We start from the raw sequence: 13,564 nt of genomic DNA, 5'->3' as shown, positions 1-13,564 counted from the left end.
CAACACGATTCACCAAAAGGTCGCCAGTGTAGCGAATTCAGCCGGTCAGCGTGTTCCAGTCGAACGGCCGCACAAAGTCGCCGACGTCCTCGGCCATCATCGGCCGTGCCACCAGAAATCCTTGCACGTACTCGCAACCATTGGCTTGCAGCCACCGATATTGCGCAACGGTTTCCACCCCCTCGGCAATCACCAGCATCCCGTACTCCTTGCACAACTCGATCACATTGCGCACCAGCGCCGCATCGCGTGAGGACTCCAGAAGCCGGGCAATCAAATGCCGGTCGAACTTGAGCGTGTCCAACTCCAGATCCCGCAGATGAGACAGCGAACACGGCCCGCAACCAAAGTCATCCAGGGCCACCCGCACACCCAGGTTTCGCAGCAGGCGCAGCTGTTTACGGGTTTCCTCAGGGTTTTGCATCAAGGCCTCTTCGGTGACCTCGACTTCCAGATGGTGCGCCTGCAAGCCATGGCGCTCGAGCACCTGGCGCAACTCGGTGACCAGATTGGGCATGCCGAATTGCGTACTGCTCAAACTCACGCCCAGCACGAGGTTGTCGGCGAACAGGGTTTCCCAGGCTTTTCGCTGGCTCGCCCCTTGTTGATAGATCCAGCTGCCCAGGCGACTGATCAACCGTGCTTCTTCCAGCAATGGCAAAAACAGCCCCGGCGGTACATCGCCGACGCTCGGGTGCTGCCAGCGGATCAGCGCTTCGAACCCACGAATCTGCCCGCTGGCAATGGCCACCTGGGGTTGATACACCAAATTGAAATCACGGTTCTCGATCGCCGCGTGCACACTTTCTTCGAGCATCAACCGCGAGCGTGCCCGGCCGTTCATTTCATGATCGTAGAAACGATATTGCTGACGACCGGCGCGCTTGGCTTCGTACATCGCGATGTCCGATGCACGCAACAAACCGTCAAGATTGGAACCGCAATCCGGGTACGTCGCAATGCCGATGCTGGCGCCCAAGGCGATATCCAGACCATCGATCTGCTGACAGACCGACACCCGCTCGATCAGCTTCTCGGCAATCTTTGCCGCTTGCTCGGGGAACTCCAGATCCAGCAACGCGGTGAACTCATCACCGCCCATGCGCGCCAGAATGTCGAAGGGCCGCAGGCAGGCCTTCAACTGCTCGGACACCCACCGCAGCACCCGGTCGCCGGCATCGTGACCGAGGGAATCGTTGACCCGCTTGAAGCCGTCGAGGTCCAGATACAGCAGCACCCAGGCACTGTCGGAACGGTCGCCACGCAACAGCAGGTTTTCCGCCGTCTGGTAAAAGCCACGACGATTGAGCAGCCCGGTCAATGGATCGGTGACGGCCTGAAACTCCAGTTGCTGATGCAGATGGCGCACCACCGACATGTCCAGCACCGTCACCACCATCGCGTTTTGTTCGCTGGGCAACGGTGCGCAGGACAGCGCCACGGGCACCTGCTGGCCGGGCGCCGTACGCAGCAAGGCATCGTGCAGGCGCAAGGTTTCACCACGTTTGTAACCCGTGAAAAATTCGGAGTCGGTCCAGACCGGGATGTGCGGTTTTTGCAGGAAATCCAGGAACTCTTTGCCTTGCAGGTCTTGCACCGTGGCATTGAGCAACCGCGACATCGCCGGATTGGCATAGCGGATCAGACCCTCCTCACCGACCACCAGGATGCCTTCGGCGGCATTGTCGAGCACCGAGGCATTAAACGCGCGTGCGACCTCCAGATCGCGACTCAGGCGCTGCAACGCACGGCGATTGCGTTGGTGCTCGAGCAGCGCCTGGACTTTGGGCTTGAGAATTTGTGGGTCGAACGGTTTGAACAGGTAATCCACCGCACCGCTGGCATAGCCCTTGATCACGGCGTCCTGGGACTGTTCGTTGGCGGTAAGGAAAATGATTGGCGTGAGGCGGGTTCGTTGGCTGCCGCGCATCAGGCGTGCCACTTCAAAACCGTCCATGCCCGGCATCTGCACATCCAGCAGCACCAGGTCGATATCGTGTTCGAGTAACAGGCTGAGCGCCTCGAAGCCCGAGGCGGCGGTCATGACCTGCCAGTCCTGGCGCTGCAACAACGCGCGCATGCTGATCAGGTTTTCAGGGTAATCATCAACGATTAAAAGAATTGAATTGCCTTCAGCTGGCGTGGGTTGCGCGCATTCCATGCTGCTTCTCTTATGCGGGACGTCAGGCCGGTTTCTCGTGAAAACCGGACAAATACTAAGCCTTCACTCTAGACCGGGTTCCGCAAAAGCAGAAGCTATCAGTACGCCATCATTTAACCAATGCGTCCATTTACCGACTAACGGTCGGCGCCACAGCCCGCTAAAACCGGGAAAGATGGCCTTTTAACAGGATTTTGACGCCACCCGTTTGTCATTTACGCATTAACAAATTGAACTTCTACGATTATAAGGACTGCCCCCAAGGCGCGCGCCAGAGCTTCTGGAACGTACGTGCAGTAAAAAAACCGTGGAAGCTTTTGTCTATGATCGATCTCGCAACCTGGAACCTCAGCGTTCCCGTCGGCAGTCCGCCGTACACCGTTGAAACGTCAAAACTGGTGGATGGCTTCAAGGACCAATACTTCCACTCCGACACCGGCACTTTGTTTTTCTGGACGCCGGTCACCGGTTCTACCACTGAAAACGCCAAGTATCCGCGCACCGAGCTTCGCGAAACCTACAGCAACGGCACACTGAAAAACTGGTTCTACCCGGACGCCGACAACTTCCTGCGCGCCACCCTGGCGGTAAATCAGGTACCGACCTCGGGCAAGATCGTCATTGGCCAGATCCACGCCTATGAAAGCCAGAAACCGATGGTGAAGCTCGAGTATCAGTACTCGACCAGCACACAGTCGGGCAACCTCGTCGCCAAGGTCCGTATGCGCCCTGATGACGATACCGCCCGGATAATCACCATCGCTACCGGGGTGAAACTGGATCGGGAGTTTTCCTACCTCATCCACCTGAGCCCGGGCGGAGCGTTGGGCATCAGTGCGGCAGGCTACCAGTGGGACACCGACATCAGCAGGACCTGGAGCGTCAAGCCGCTGTACTTCAAGGCCGGGGCGTATGTACAGGACAACACCGGGTACACCACCGAAGGCGGAAAAGTGACGTTCAGCAAGCTGGATATTGATCACGAAAGGTAACTTTCTCACCCGGGAATACAGCCGGGGACGCTCACCAAGAACAACTTGACCTCTGTAGCAGCTGCCGAGCCTGCGAGGCTGCGTCCGAGGACAACGTCCTCGCAAGCCCGGCAGCGGCTACAAATCCCAGCGTCCGCAAAATTCGTAGGACCACTCCCTCTGTGGCGAGGGGGCTTGCCCCCGTTGGGATGCGAAGCAGCCCCAAACCCTGCTACGCAATTTCCTCAGACACACCATAGCGCCCGGTTTTACGACGGCTGCGCCGCAGAACGGGGGCAAGCCCCCTCGCCACAATGACCGAGCGCGATCCTACACCCCGGTTGCAGCCACCAAAGTCGCCGCTTATAGTTCGCCCCGTCGCTGACAGCAGTCGGCGATAGGGTTTCGCAGCCCTACCGAGTTAGAACCACAACCGTCAAAATACGACACGGGCAGCGCATGCCCGTACTCGTTCTTTATGGCGGCTGTGCGTGGGAGACCTTCGGGTCTGCCGGGTCTTAACTCCTCGGTCTGCGAACCCGCGCACAGCTGCCACCCCATTTGTTTCGCAGCAAACGGTGGCGAATCCTTTCTTGAGTTAAGGATTTCCATGAGCAATTAACAACCGCCTCGCCGCTTCACCCCCATGTCCCAATTCGCCACCGACTACCCCGTCCTGCTCATCGACAGCGACGCCCCACTCCAAGAACTCCACAACTGCGTCAGCGAACGCCTCAGCGCCGTCCTCAAATACCTGCACCTCATGGCCTGCACCAGCCTGCCGGACTATGCCGAGAACGACATCAACACCGTCACCAACATCGCCCGGATCATGGCCCAGGATGTAAGCGATGTGTTTCGGGTGATTGAGCAGCGCGGGTTTGATAAACCAACAAATAGCTAAGTTCTTTGAGAAAAAGGGGACGATTAAATAAATCTGCCCCTTCCCCTCACGTCCCCCGCAATAAACCTGTCTTCCTATAGCAAAAAGATATTAAAAACTGTCACTTATTACAGGTGACCGCGCACCCTCACAGAACTAGCCTTATCGACGAAACACAAAAAAACAAGAACAGGACACATAAACAAATACCCCCTGTTCTTTTTTAATTTTTTATCTTCAACATCATAAGGATATAAAGTATGGGCGCTTTAGTAGGAACTTTTTATGGTGCGCTTGCGGAAAATCACGTCTATCTGACAGTCCATAGCAGTGATGACTATGCAGGCCCGGTTAACGCGACCGCGAATGTTAATGGACAAACCGGAACAATCAACGGGACGCAGAGCATCTGGGCAAACTACACAACTATTACGCTCAGCGGGATGGTGGGTGGAAACACAGAAAACTGGACACTTACAACTTCCGACTTTAACACTCTGAATGGGACCCGAAGTTTCACTGAAGCTACCGGCATTTCGCACTCTCAACAAGTAGGGCTTGGTCGGATTGGGTGAGCGCAAAACATATAAAACAGGGAATATCAGCCATAAACACTCAGGATAAAGATGTCACCTATTACGGACTTTTTCCAGATTGAGTAGAAACATGTCCGCTATAGGTTACATTCCATCCGCCTTATGTCGGCGCATTTCATGCAAAACGTCCCACCCACAAAAAACCCGCCTCACGGCGGGTTTTTAATGCAACTCAAACGCTTACGGCTTAGTTAACCTTAGCGTTCAACTCACCCTTCAAATAACGCTGATACATCCCTTCCAACGAGATCGGCTTGATCTTCGAAGCATTACCCGCCGTACCAAACGCTTCATAACGTGCGATACACACATCACGCATGGCAGTCACAGTCGCGCCGAAGAATTTACGCGGATCAAACTCGCTCGGGTTGGTGGCCATCAGGCGACGCATCGCACCGGTGGATGCCAGGCGCAGGTCGGTGTCGATGTTGACCTTGCGTACGCCGTGCTTGATGCCTTCGACGATTTCTTCAACCGGTACGCCGTAGGTTTCTTTGATGTCGCCGCCGTACTGGTTGATGATCGCCAGCCACTCTTGCGGAACCGAAGACGAACCGTGCATCACCAGGTGGGTGTTCGGGATGCGTTTGTGGATTTCTTTGATGCGGTCGATGGCCAGTACGTCGCCGGTAGGCGGCTTGGTGAACTTGTACGCGCCGTGGCTGGTGCCGATGGCGATGGCCAAGGCGTCGACCTGGGTGCGCTTGACGAAGTCAGCGGCTTCTTCCGGGTCGGTCAGCATTTGGCTGTGATCCAGAACGCCTTCGGCGCCAATGCCGTCTTCTTCACCGGCCATGCCGGTTTCCAGCGAACCCAGGCAGCCCAGCTCGCCTTCTACCGAAACGCCGCAGGCGTGAGCCATGGCGACGGTTTGTTGGGTAACACGCACGTTGTAGTCGTAGTCGGTCGGGGTCTTGCCGTCTTCGCCCAGGGAACCGTCCATCATCACCGAGCTGAAGCCCAGTTGAATGGAGCGCTGGCAGACGTCAGGGCTGGTGCCGTGGTCCTGGTGCATGCACACCGGGATGTGCGGGAATTCTTCGATTGCCGCGAGGATCAGGTGACGCAGGAACGGTGCGCCGGCGTATTTGCGAGCACCGGCCGAAGCCTGGACGATCACCGGGGAGTCAGTCTTGTCAGCGGCTTCCATGATGGCGCGCATCTGCTCAAGGTTGTTGACGTTGAAGGCTGGAACGCCGTAGCCGAACTCGGCTGCGTGGTCCAGCATCTGGCGCATGCTGATAAGTGCCATTGTGTGTGTATCTCCCGGTTGAGGGTCGTTAATCGTGCCAGCCTGCCGTAGCGGCGGCGGCTATTCAAGTTATTGCAGATCGGGGGTTGCCCCGGTCTGCCAATTCGGTGTTGCCTCAATCTTGCGGCGTTACTGCGCTTTACAACCGCGGCCGATCAAATCATTGGTGGCGACCCAGTACACCAGGCCTTCCTCACCTTTTATGTGAAACGCCAGCATGTCGTTGCTGTACAGCGAACCGTCGGCGCCCGGCTCATGCTTCAAGCGGTAGACCTGATCGGCACCGCCCAGGCGAACGTCGACTTCCTTGCGGCTTTCGTCGGTGTAGCGCCAGAGCACTTTGGCCTGACTGTCGCAGGTCCAGGTGGTCCAGCTGTCCGTCGATTCGGCAGGCTTGAACAGATTGAAATTCGAGCAACCTGCCAGCAGCGCCAGCGCCGTAACGGCGATAAAACCTTTCATCCATGTTCCTCGACTGACGGCGCACGCCGCCAGCCCTGAGTAAAGTGTCAGACCCGTCAAGGGCAGCCATGTTCCTTGGCCGGGGTCTGTGTCTCGTATTTGTCCAGGCCATCAGGCCCGGAACGCTTGTTGATCACCGGATTGGTTTCGGCCTGCCAGTCGGCCTGGTAGCAGCCTTTGTCCTGTTCAGGCGTCTCGGGCACCTTCGGGGCTTTCGGGTTACTCCCGCAAGCCGCCAGCGCCCCGACGATCATCAACAGCGCTAATGTTTTGACCATCTGAACACTCCTTTGCCTGGTCAAATGGGCGGCCTCAGGCCTTGGCCCGGCTTTCCAGGACTTCAACGGCCGGCAGCACCTTGCCTTCGACGAACTCGAGGAACGCGCCGCCACCGGTAGAAATGTAGGAGATCTGATCGGCAACGCCATATTTATCGATGGCGGCCAGGGTGTCGCCGCCGCCAGCGATGGAGAACGCCGAGCTTTCTGCGATGGCCTGGGCCAGGACTTTGGTGCCGTTACCGAACTGGTCGAATTCGAACACGCCCACCGGGCCGTTCCACAGGATGGTCTTGGACGACTTCAGCAACTCGGCGAAATTCGCCGCGGTCTGCGGGCCGATGTCCAGGATCATGTCGTCTGCGGCCACGTCGGCAATCAGCTTGACGGTCGCGGTGGCGGTTTCAGCAAATTCCTTGGCAACCACGACATCGACCGGCAGCGGCACGCTGACCTTGGCGGCGATGGCGCGAGCGGTGTCCAGCAGGTCCGGCTCGTACAGGGATTTGCCGACCGGGTGACCGGCAGCGGCCAGGAAGGTGTTGGCAATGCCGCCGCCGACGATCAGCTGGTTGCAGATCTGGCTCAGGCTGTTCAGCACGTCGAGTTTGGTCGAGACCTTGGAGCCGGCAACAATCGCCGCCATTGGTTGGGCCGGAGCGCCGAGGGCTTTGCCCAGTGCGTCCAGTTCGGCAGCCAGCAATGGGCCAGCAGCGGCGACTTTGGCGAACTTGGCCACGCCATGGGTCGAACCCTCGGCGCGGTGAGCGGTGCCGAAGGCATCCATCACGAACACGTCGCACAGGGCGGCGTATTGCTGGGCCAGTTCGTCAGCGTTCTTTTTCTCGCCTTTGTTGAAGCGCACGTTTTCGAACAGCACGATGTCGCCGGCCTTCACGTCAACGCCGCCCAGGTAATCGGCCACCAGCGGCACTTCACGCCCCAGAGCCTTGCTCAGGTAGTCAGCGACTGGCTTGAGGCTGTTCTCGGCCGAGAACTCGCCTTCGGTCGGACGGCCAAGGTGCGAGCAGACCATCACGGCCGCGCCTTTTTCCAAGGCCAGCTTGATGGTCGGCAGCGAAGCCAGGATTCGCGCATCGCTGGTGACTACACCGTCCTTGACTGGGACGTTGAGGTCTTCGCGGATCAGTACGCGCTTACCTTGCAGATCGAGGTCGGTCATCTTCAACACGGTCATGGGTCGCATTTCCTACTGTTTTGGAGAGGCAGATATATGCAGATAGTGTTCCGCAACATCCAGCATTCGGTTGGCAAAACCCCATTCGTTGTCGAACCAGGCCAGGATGTTCACCAGCCGTGGGCCGGAAACTCGAGTCTGACTGGCATCGACGATGGCCGAATGTGGGTCATGGTTGAAATCACAACTGGCGTGAGGCAACTCGGTATAGGCCAGAAGGCCTTTGAGCGGGCCATGGGTGGCGGCCTCGCGCAGAATCCGGTTGACCTCGGTGGCGTCGGTGTCGCTCACGGTCTGCATCGTAATGTCGAGGCAGGACACGTTAACCGTCGGCACCCGCACGGCTTTGGCCTGAATTCTGCCGGCAAGTTCCGGCAACAGGCGCTCGATGCCACGCGCCAGACCAGTGGACACCGGAATCACTGACTGAAACGCCGAACGGGTGCGGCGCAAGTCTTCGTGGTGATAGGCATCGATCACCGGCTGATCGTTCATCGCCGAGTGAATGGTGGTGATCGACACGTATTCCAGACCAATGGCCTGATCCAGCAGGCGCAACAGCGGCACACCGCAGTTGGTGGTGCAGGACGCGTTGGACACCAGCAACTCGTCGCCGGTCAGGCAATCCTGGTTCACGCCGTAGACGATGGTGGCGTCGACATCCGCTTCGCTGGCCATCGGCTGGGAAAACAGCACCCGCGGCGCACCGGCGTCGAGGAAACGCTGGCCATCTTCGCGAGTGTGGTAAGCGCCGGAGCATTCCAGCACCAGATCGACGCCCAGCGACGCCCAATCGATGCCTTCAGGGGTGGCACTGCGCAGGACCTTCACGCAGTCGCCATTAATATGCAGACAATCGCCCTCGACCCTCACTTCCCCGGGAAACCGCCCGTGAGTGGAGTCGAAACGTGTCAGGTATTCGATGCTGGCCATGTCCGCCAGATCGTTGATCGCAACAATTTCAAACCCGGCCTTATCGCCTCGCTCAAACAACGCACGCAAGACGCAACGACCAATCCGGCCGTAGCCGTTGAGTGCAACTTTGTAAGGACGCGGTTGAGGCATGGGGTTCTCGATTACCGTGGTGAATCCGTCATTGCAGCGTTGAATGTTCCATCGTCATCGCGAGCAGGCTCGCTCCCACATGGACGGTGTAGATCCCTGTGGGAGCGAGCCTGCTCGCGATAGCGTCAGATCAGACGATACATTTTCTGGATCAGTCTTCCAGCAGCTCTTCAGCCTGACCCAGGATGTTTTCCAGGGTGAAGCCGAACTCTTCGAACAAGGCTGGCGCAGGCGCCGACTCGCCGTAGGTAGTCATGCCGATCACGCGACCTTCCAGGCCCACGTACTTGTACCAGTAGTCCGCGTGGGCGGCTTCGATGGCGATACGGGCGCTGACTTGCAACGGCAGGACTGCTTGCTTGTAACCGGCGTCCTGAGCATCGAACACGCTGGTGCAAGGCATCGAAACAACCCGCACTTTGCGACCTTGTTCGGTCAGCTTGTCGTAGGCCTGAACGGCCAGACCGACTTCCGAACCGGTGGAGATCAGGATCAGCTCAGGCTCGCCCTCGCAATCCTTCAACACGTAACCGCCACGGGCGATGTCAGCGATCTGGAATGCATTGCGGGTTTGGTGCTGCAGGTTCTGACGCGAGAAGATCAGCGCCGAAGGGCCGTCCTTGCGTTCCAGAGCCATTTTCCAGCACACCGCCGATTCAACGGCATCGGCTGGACGCCAGGTGTCGAGGTTCGGCGTGCTGCGCAAGCTGGTCAGTTGCTCGATCGGCTGGTGAGTCGGGCCGTCTTCGCCCAGACCGATGGAGTCGTGGGTGTAGACGAACACGACACGCTGCTTCATCAGCGAGGCCATGCGCACGGCGTTGCGGGCGTATTCCATGAACATCAGGAAGGTCGCGCCGTAAGGCACCAGGCCGCCGTGCAGGGTCACGCCGTTCATGATCGCGCTCATGCCGAACTCGCGAACGCCGTAGTACATGTAGTTGCCGCTGGCGTCTTCAGCCGTAACACCTTTGCAACCTTTCCACAGGGTCAGGTTGGAACCGGCCAGGTCAGCGGAGCCGCCCAGCAGTTCAGGCAACAGCGGGCCGTAGGCATTCAATGCGTTCTGGCTGGCTTTACGGCTGGCGATGGTTTCGCCCTTGGCAGCGACTTCAGCAATATAAGCATCGGCTTTTTCAGCGAAGTCTTCCGGCAGTTCGCCGCTCAGGCGACGAATCAGCTCGTTGGCCAATTCAGGGAAGGCTGCGGAGTAGGCAGCGAAACGCTGATCCCATTCGGCTTCGGCCGCGCGACCGGTTTCCTTGGCGTCCCACTCGGCGTAGATGTCGGCCGGGATTTCGAACGGACCGTGATTCCATTTCAGCGCAGCACGGGTCAGAGCGATTTCCGCGTCACCCAACGGGGCGCCGTGGCAGTCTTCCTTGCCTTGCTTGTTCGGCGAACCGAAACCGATGGTGGTCTTGCAGCAGATCAGGGTTGGCTGATCGCTTTTGCGCGCCGTTTCGATCGCGATCTTGATCTCTTCAGGGTCGTGACCGTCGACGTTGCGGATCACCAGCCAGTTATAGGCTTCGAAACGCTTGGGCGTGTCGTCGGTGAACCAGCCTTCGACTTCGCCGTCGATGGAAATGCCGTTGTCGTCGTAGAAGGCGATCAGCTTGTTCAAGCCCAAAGTACCGGCCAGGGAGCCGACTTCGTGGGAAATGCCTTCCATCATGCAGCCATCACCCAGGAACACGTAGGTGTGGTGATCGACAATGTTGTGGCCCGGACGGTTGAACTGCGCCGCCAGGACTTTTTCTGCCAGGGCAAAACCCACGGCGTTGGCCAGGCCTTGGCCCAGTGGACCGGTGGTGGTTTCAACGCCTGGGGTGTAGCCGAATTCCGGGTGACCCGGGGTACGGCTGTGCAGTTGGCGGAAGTTCTTCAGGTCTTCGATCGACAGATCGTAGCCGGTCAGGTGCAGCAGCGAGTAGATCAACATCGAGCCGTGACCGTTGGACAGCACGAAGCGGTCACGGTCGGCGAACGATGGATTGCTCGGATTGTGCTTCAGGTAGTCACGCCAAAGTACTTCGGCGATATCCGCCATACCCATAGGGGCACCGGGATGGCCGCTGTTGGCTTTTTGCACGGCATCCATGCTGAGGGCACGAATGGCGTTGGCACGCTCACGACGGCTGGGCATCGCTGTTCTCCTGCGGATATTGAATCGAGAGTGAATAAAACGAAACGGAAAAAAGGCGAGCATTTTCCCTCACCCACCCGCCTCGGGGCAATGACAGATAGTCATCTGAAGGCGTTTTTCCGGTGGATAAAGTCGCATTCGCCTGATGAAACCTTTCCGCTGACGATTTGTAGAGTGACCCTTTCCCTGAGAAGTGCCATCTATCGAGCAATATCAAAACTTTTTGATATTGCTCTTGCGGTGTTTTCTGACCGTCACTAGACTGCTGGCCTTATGAATTTACCTGCGCCTTCCATTCGACATGACGATTGCGATGAGCTGGCGGCCCTGTGCAAGGCCGGCGGCGATCCTCTGCGGCTGAATGTATTGCGCGCGCTGGCCAACGATTCGTTTGGCGTACTGGAGCTGGCGCAGATCTTCGGCATCGGCCAGTCCGGCATGAGTCACCACCTCAAGGTATTGGCCCAGGCCGATCTGGTGGCGACGCGCCGTGAAGGCAACGCGATTTTCTACCGCCGCGCCCTGCCCCACACCGACCTGTTGGGCGGCAAGCTGCATGCCGCGCTACTGGAAGAAGTGGACAACCTGACCCTGCCTGCCGAAGTGCAGTCGCGGATCGGTCAGGTCCATGGGCAACGCGCGGCGGCCAGCCAGGACTTTTTCTCACGGGTCGCGGAGAAGTTTCGCGCCCAGCAAGACTTGATCGCCGGCCTGCCGCAATACCGCGAAAGCGTGGTGGCATTGCTCGACAAGCTGAGTTTCGGCGATGGCGCCACAGCCATCGAAGTCGGCCCCGGCGACGGTGCGTTTCTGCCGGAACTGGCGCGCCGCTTCACCCAGGTCACAGCGCTGGACAACAGCCCGGCGATGCTCGAACTGGCGCGCCAGGTTTGCGAACGTGAAACGCTGGCTAACGTCAGCCTGCAACTGGCCGATGCATTGAATGGCGTAAGCCTTCAGGCCGATTGCGTTGTACTGAACATGGTGCTGCACCATTTCGCCGCGCCGGCCGAAGCACTCAAGCACATGGCCAACTTGCTGCAACCGGGCGGCAGTCTGCTCGTGACAGAGTTATGTAGCCACAACCAGAGTTGGGCCAGGGAGGCCTGCGGTGATCTATGGTTGGGGTTTGAACAGGACGATTTGGCCCGTTGGGCCACCGCTGCGGGACTCGCTCCCGGGGAAAGCCTCTATATCGGCTTACGTAATGGTTTCCAGATCCAGGTCCGCCATTTTCAGCGACCGGCTGGCGACACTCACCATCGGTAAATTCAGGAAAAAATCGAGATGAGCGAATACTCCCTCTTCACCTCCGAGTCCGTGTCCGAAGGGCACCCGGACAAAATCGCCGACCAGATTTCCGATGCTGTGCTGGACGCCATCATTGCTGAAGACAAGTTCGCCCGTGTAGCGGTCGAGACTCTGGTAAAAACCGGCGTGGCAATCATCGCAGGTGAAGTCACCACGTCGGCCTGGGTCGACCTGGAAGAAATCGTGCGCAACGTGATTCTGGACATCGGCTACAACAGCTCCGATGTCGGCTTCGACGGCGCCACTTGCGGCGTGATGAACATCATTGGCAAGCAGTCTCCTGACATCAACCAGGGTGTCGACCGCGCCAAGCCTGAAGATCAGGGCGCCGGCGACCAGGGCCTGATGTTCGGCTACGCCAGCAACGAAACCGACGTGCTGATGCCAGCACCGATCACCTTCTCGCACCAGCTGGTTCAGCGTCAGGCCGAAGCCCGTAAATCCGGCCTGCTGCCTTGGCTGCGCCCGGACGCCAAGTCGCAAGTGACTTGCCGTTACGAAGGCGGCAAGGTTGTCGGTATCGACGCCGTTGTATTGTCGACCCAGCACAACCCTGACGTATCGTACAAAGACCTGCGCGAAGGCGTGATGGAGCTGATCGTCAAGCACGTACTGCCTGCCGAGCTGCTGTCCAAGGACACCCAATTCCACATCAACCCGACCGGCCAGTTCATCATCGGTGGCCCGGTAGGCGACTGCGGCCTGACCGGTCGCAAGATCATCGTTGACAGCTACGGCGGCATGGCCCGTCACGGCGGTGGCGCGTTCTCCGGTAAAGATCCATCAAAGGTTGACCGTTCGGCCGCCTACGCCGGTCGTTACGTGGCCAAGAACATCGTGGCGGCCGGCCTGGCCGAGCGCTGCGAGATTCAGGTTTCCTACGCCATCGGTGTTGCTCAGCCTACGTCGATCTCGCTGAACACCTTCGGCACCGGCAAAATCAGCGACGAAAAAATCGTCAAGCTGGTTCGCGAAGTGTTCGACCTGCGTCCATACGCAATCACCACCATGCTCGACCTGCTGCACCCGATGTACCAGGAAACCGCTGCGTACGGCCACTTCGGTCGCACGCCGACTACCAAGACTGTGGGCGATGACACTTTCACCACCTTCACCTGGGAAAAGACCGACCGCGCCGAATCCTTGCGCGCTGCTGCCGGCCTGTAAGACTTCCCCCGGCGGTACCAAAAGCCCTGCACGGTTCGCCGTGCGGGGCTTTTTATTGCGTGAAAATCGAA

12 protein-coding genes are annotated in these 13,564 nt (G+C 58.6%); 5 read left to right on the top strand and 7 right to left on the bottom strand.

The genetic code is table 11. The features are described 5' to 3' along the window. Window positions 1-37 precede the first annotated feature (37 nt). Window positions 38-2,161: a putative bifunctional diguanylate cyclase/phosphodiesterase gene (locus ACQ4OB_RS15095; protein ID WP_430955965.1), complete on the bottom strand. Its 2,124-nt coding sequence runs from the start codon at window positions 2,159-2,161 to the stop codon at window positions 38-40. 323 nt (window positions 2,162-2,484) lie between these two features. Here ACQ4OB_RS15095 and ACQ4OB_RS15090 point away from each other — a divergent pair, with 323 nt between their 5' ends. The 3 genes from ACQ4OB_RS15090 (at window position 2,485) to ACQ4OB_RS15080 (ending at window position 4,590) form a co-directional block, all read left to right on the top strand. Next, the gene (locus ACQ4OB_RS15090; RefSeq protein ID WP_074871564.1) at window positions 2,485-3,153 is read left to right on the top strand and encodes a polysaccharide lyase family 7 protein; all 669 of its coding nucleotides are present in this window, start codon (window positions 2,485-2,487) and stop codon (window positions 3,151-3,153) included. Window positions 3,154-3,778: 625 nt separating this feature from the next. After that, entirely contained in the window at window positions 3,779-4,036 is a 258-nt protein-coding gene (locus tag ACQ4OB_RS15085; protein WP_139273351.1) for a fructose-bisphosphate aldolase, read from the top strand. Window positions 4,037-4,275: 239 nt separating this feature from the next. Continuing rightward, window positions 4,276-4,590: a hypothetical protein gene (locus ACQ4OB_RS15080; RefSeq protein ID WP_430955964.1), complete on the top strand. Its 315-nt coding sequence runs from the start codon at window positions 4,276-4,278 to the stop codon at window positions 4,588-4,590. A 208-nt stretch (window positions 4,591-4,798) separates the two neighbouring features. Here the strand turns inward: ACQ4OB_RS15080 and fba are convergent, their stop codons facing one another. From fba to tkt, 6 genes are all read right to left on the bottom strand, one after another. Continuing rightward, window positions 4,799-5,863 (bottom strand): class II fructose-bisphosphate aldolase, encoded by a 1,065-nt coding sequence (fba, locus tag ACQ4OB_RS15075; RefSeq protein ID WP_007975467.1) that lies wholly within the window; start codon window positions 5,861-5,863, stop codon window positions 4,799-4,801. A 129-nt stretch (window positions 5,864-5,992) separates the two neighbouring features. Next, entirely contained in the window at window positions 5,993-6,325 is a 333-nt protein-coding gene (locus ACQ4OB_RS15070) for an MliC family protein (protein ID WP_074871566.1), read from the bottom strand. 56 nt (window positions 6,326-6,381) lie between these two features. After that, a complete protein-coding gene (locus tag ACQ4OB_RS15065) occupies window positions 6,382-6,603 on the bottom strand; it encodes a hypothetical protein (RefSeq protein WP_430955963.1) in 222 nt (73 codons plus the stop codon). Window positions 6,604-6,637: 34 nt separating this feature from the next. After that, entirely contained in the window at window positions 6,638-7,801 is a 1,164-nt protein-coding gene (locus ACQ4OB_RS15060; RefSeq protein WP_430955962.1) for a phosphoglycerate kinase, read from the bottom strand. 12 nt (window positions 7,802-7,813) lie between these two features. Further along, complete coding sequence (epd, locus tag ACQ4OB_RS15055; RefSeq protein WP_076029466.1) at window positions 7,814-8,866, bottom strand: erythrose-4-phosphate dehydrogenase; 1,053 nt, start codon at window positions 8,864-8,866, stop codon at window positions 7,814-7,816. 151 nt (window positions 8,867-9,017) lie between these two features. Next, window positions 9,018-11,015: a transketolase gene (gene tkt / locus ACQ4OB_RS15050; protein WP_076029465.1), complete on the bottom strand. Its 1,998-nt coding sequence runs from the start codon at window positions 11,013-11,015 to the stop codon at window positions 9,018-9,020. A gap of 273 nt (window positions 11,016-11,288) precedes the next feature. Here tkt and ACQ4OB_RS15045 point away from each other — a divergent pair, with 273 nt between their 5' ends. Further along, complete coding sequence (locus tag ACQ4OB_RS15045; RefSeq protein WP_102614915.1) at window positions 11,289-12,284, top strand: ArsR/SmtB family transcription factor; 996 nt, start codon at window positions 11,289-11,291, stop codon at window positions 12,282-12,284. A gap of 18 nt (window positions 12,285-12,302) precedes the next feature. Then, the gene (gene metK, locus ACQ4OB_RS15040; protein WP_076029463.1) at window positions 12,303-13,493 is read left to right on the top strand and encodes a methionine adenosyltransferase; all 1,191 of its coding nucleotides are present in this window, start codon (window positions 12,303-12,305) and stop codon (window positions 13,491-13,493) included. Window positions 13,494-13,564: the final 71 nt, after the last annotated feature.

The sequence above is a fragment of the Pseudomonas sp. ES4 genome (assembly GCF_050586665.1).
Taxonomy (GTDB): Bacteria; Pseudomonadota; Gammaproteobacteria; order Pseudomonadales; family Pseudomonadaceae; genus Aquipseudomonas; species Aquipseudomonas frederiksbergensis.
This window is presented reverse-complemented; position numbering and strand designations above follow the sequence as displayed.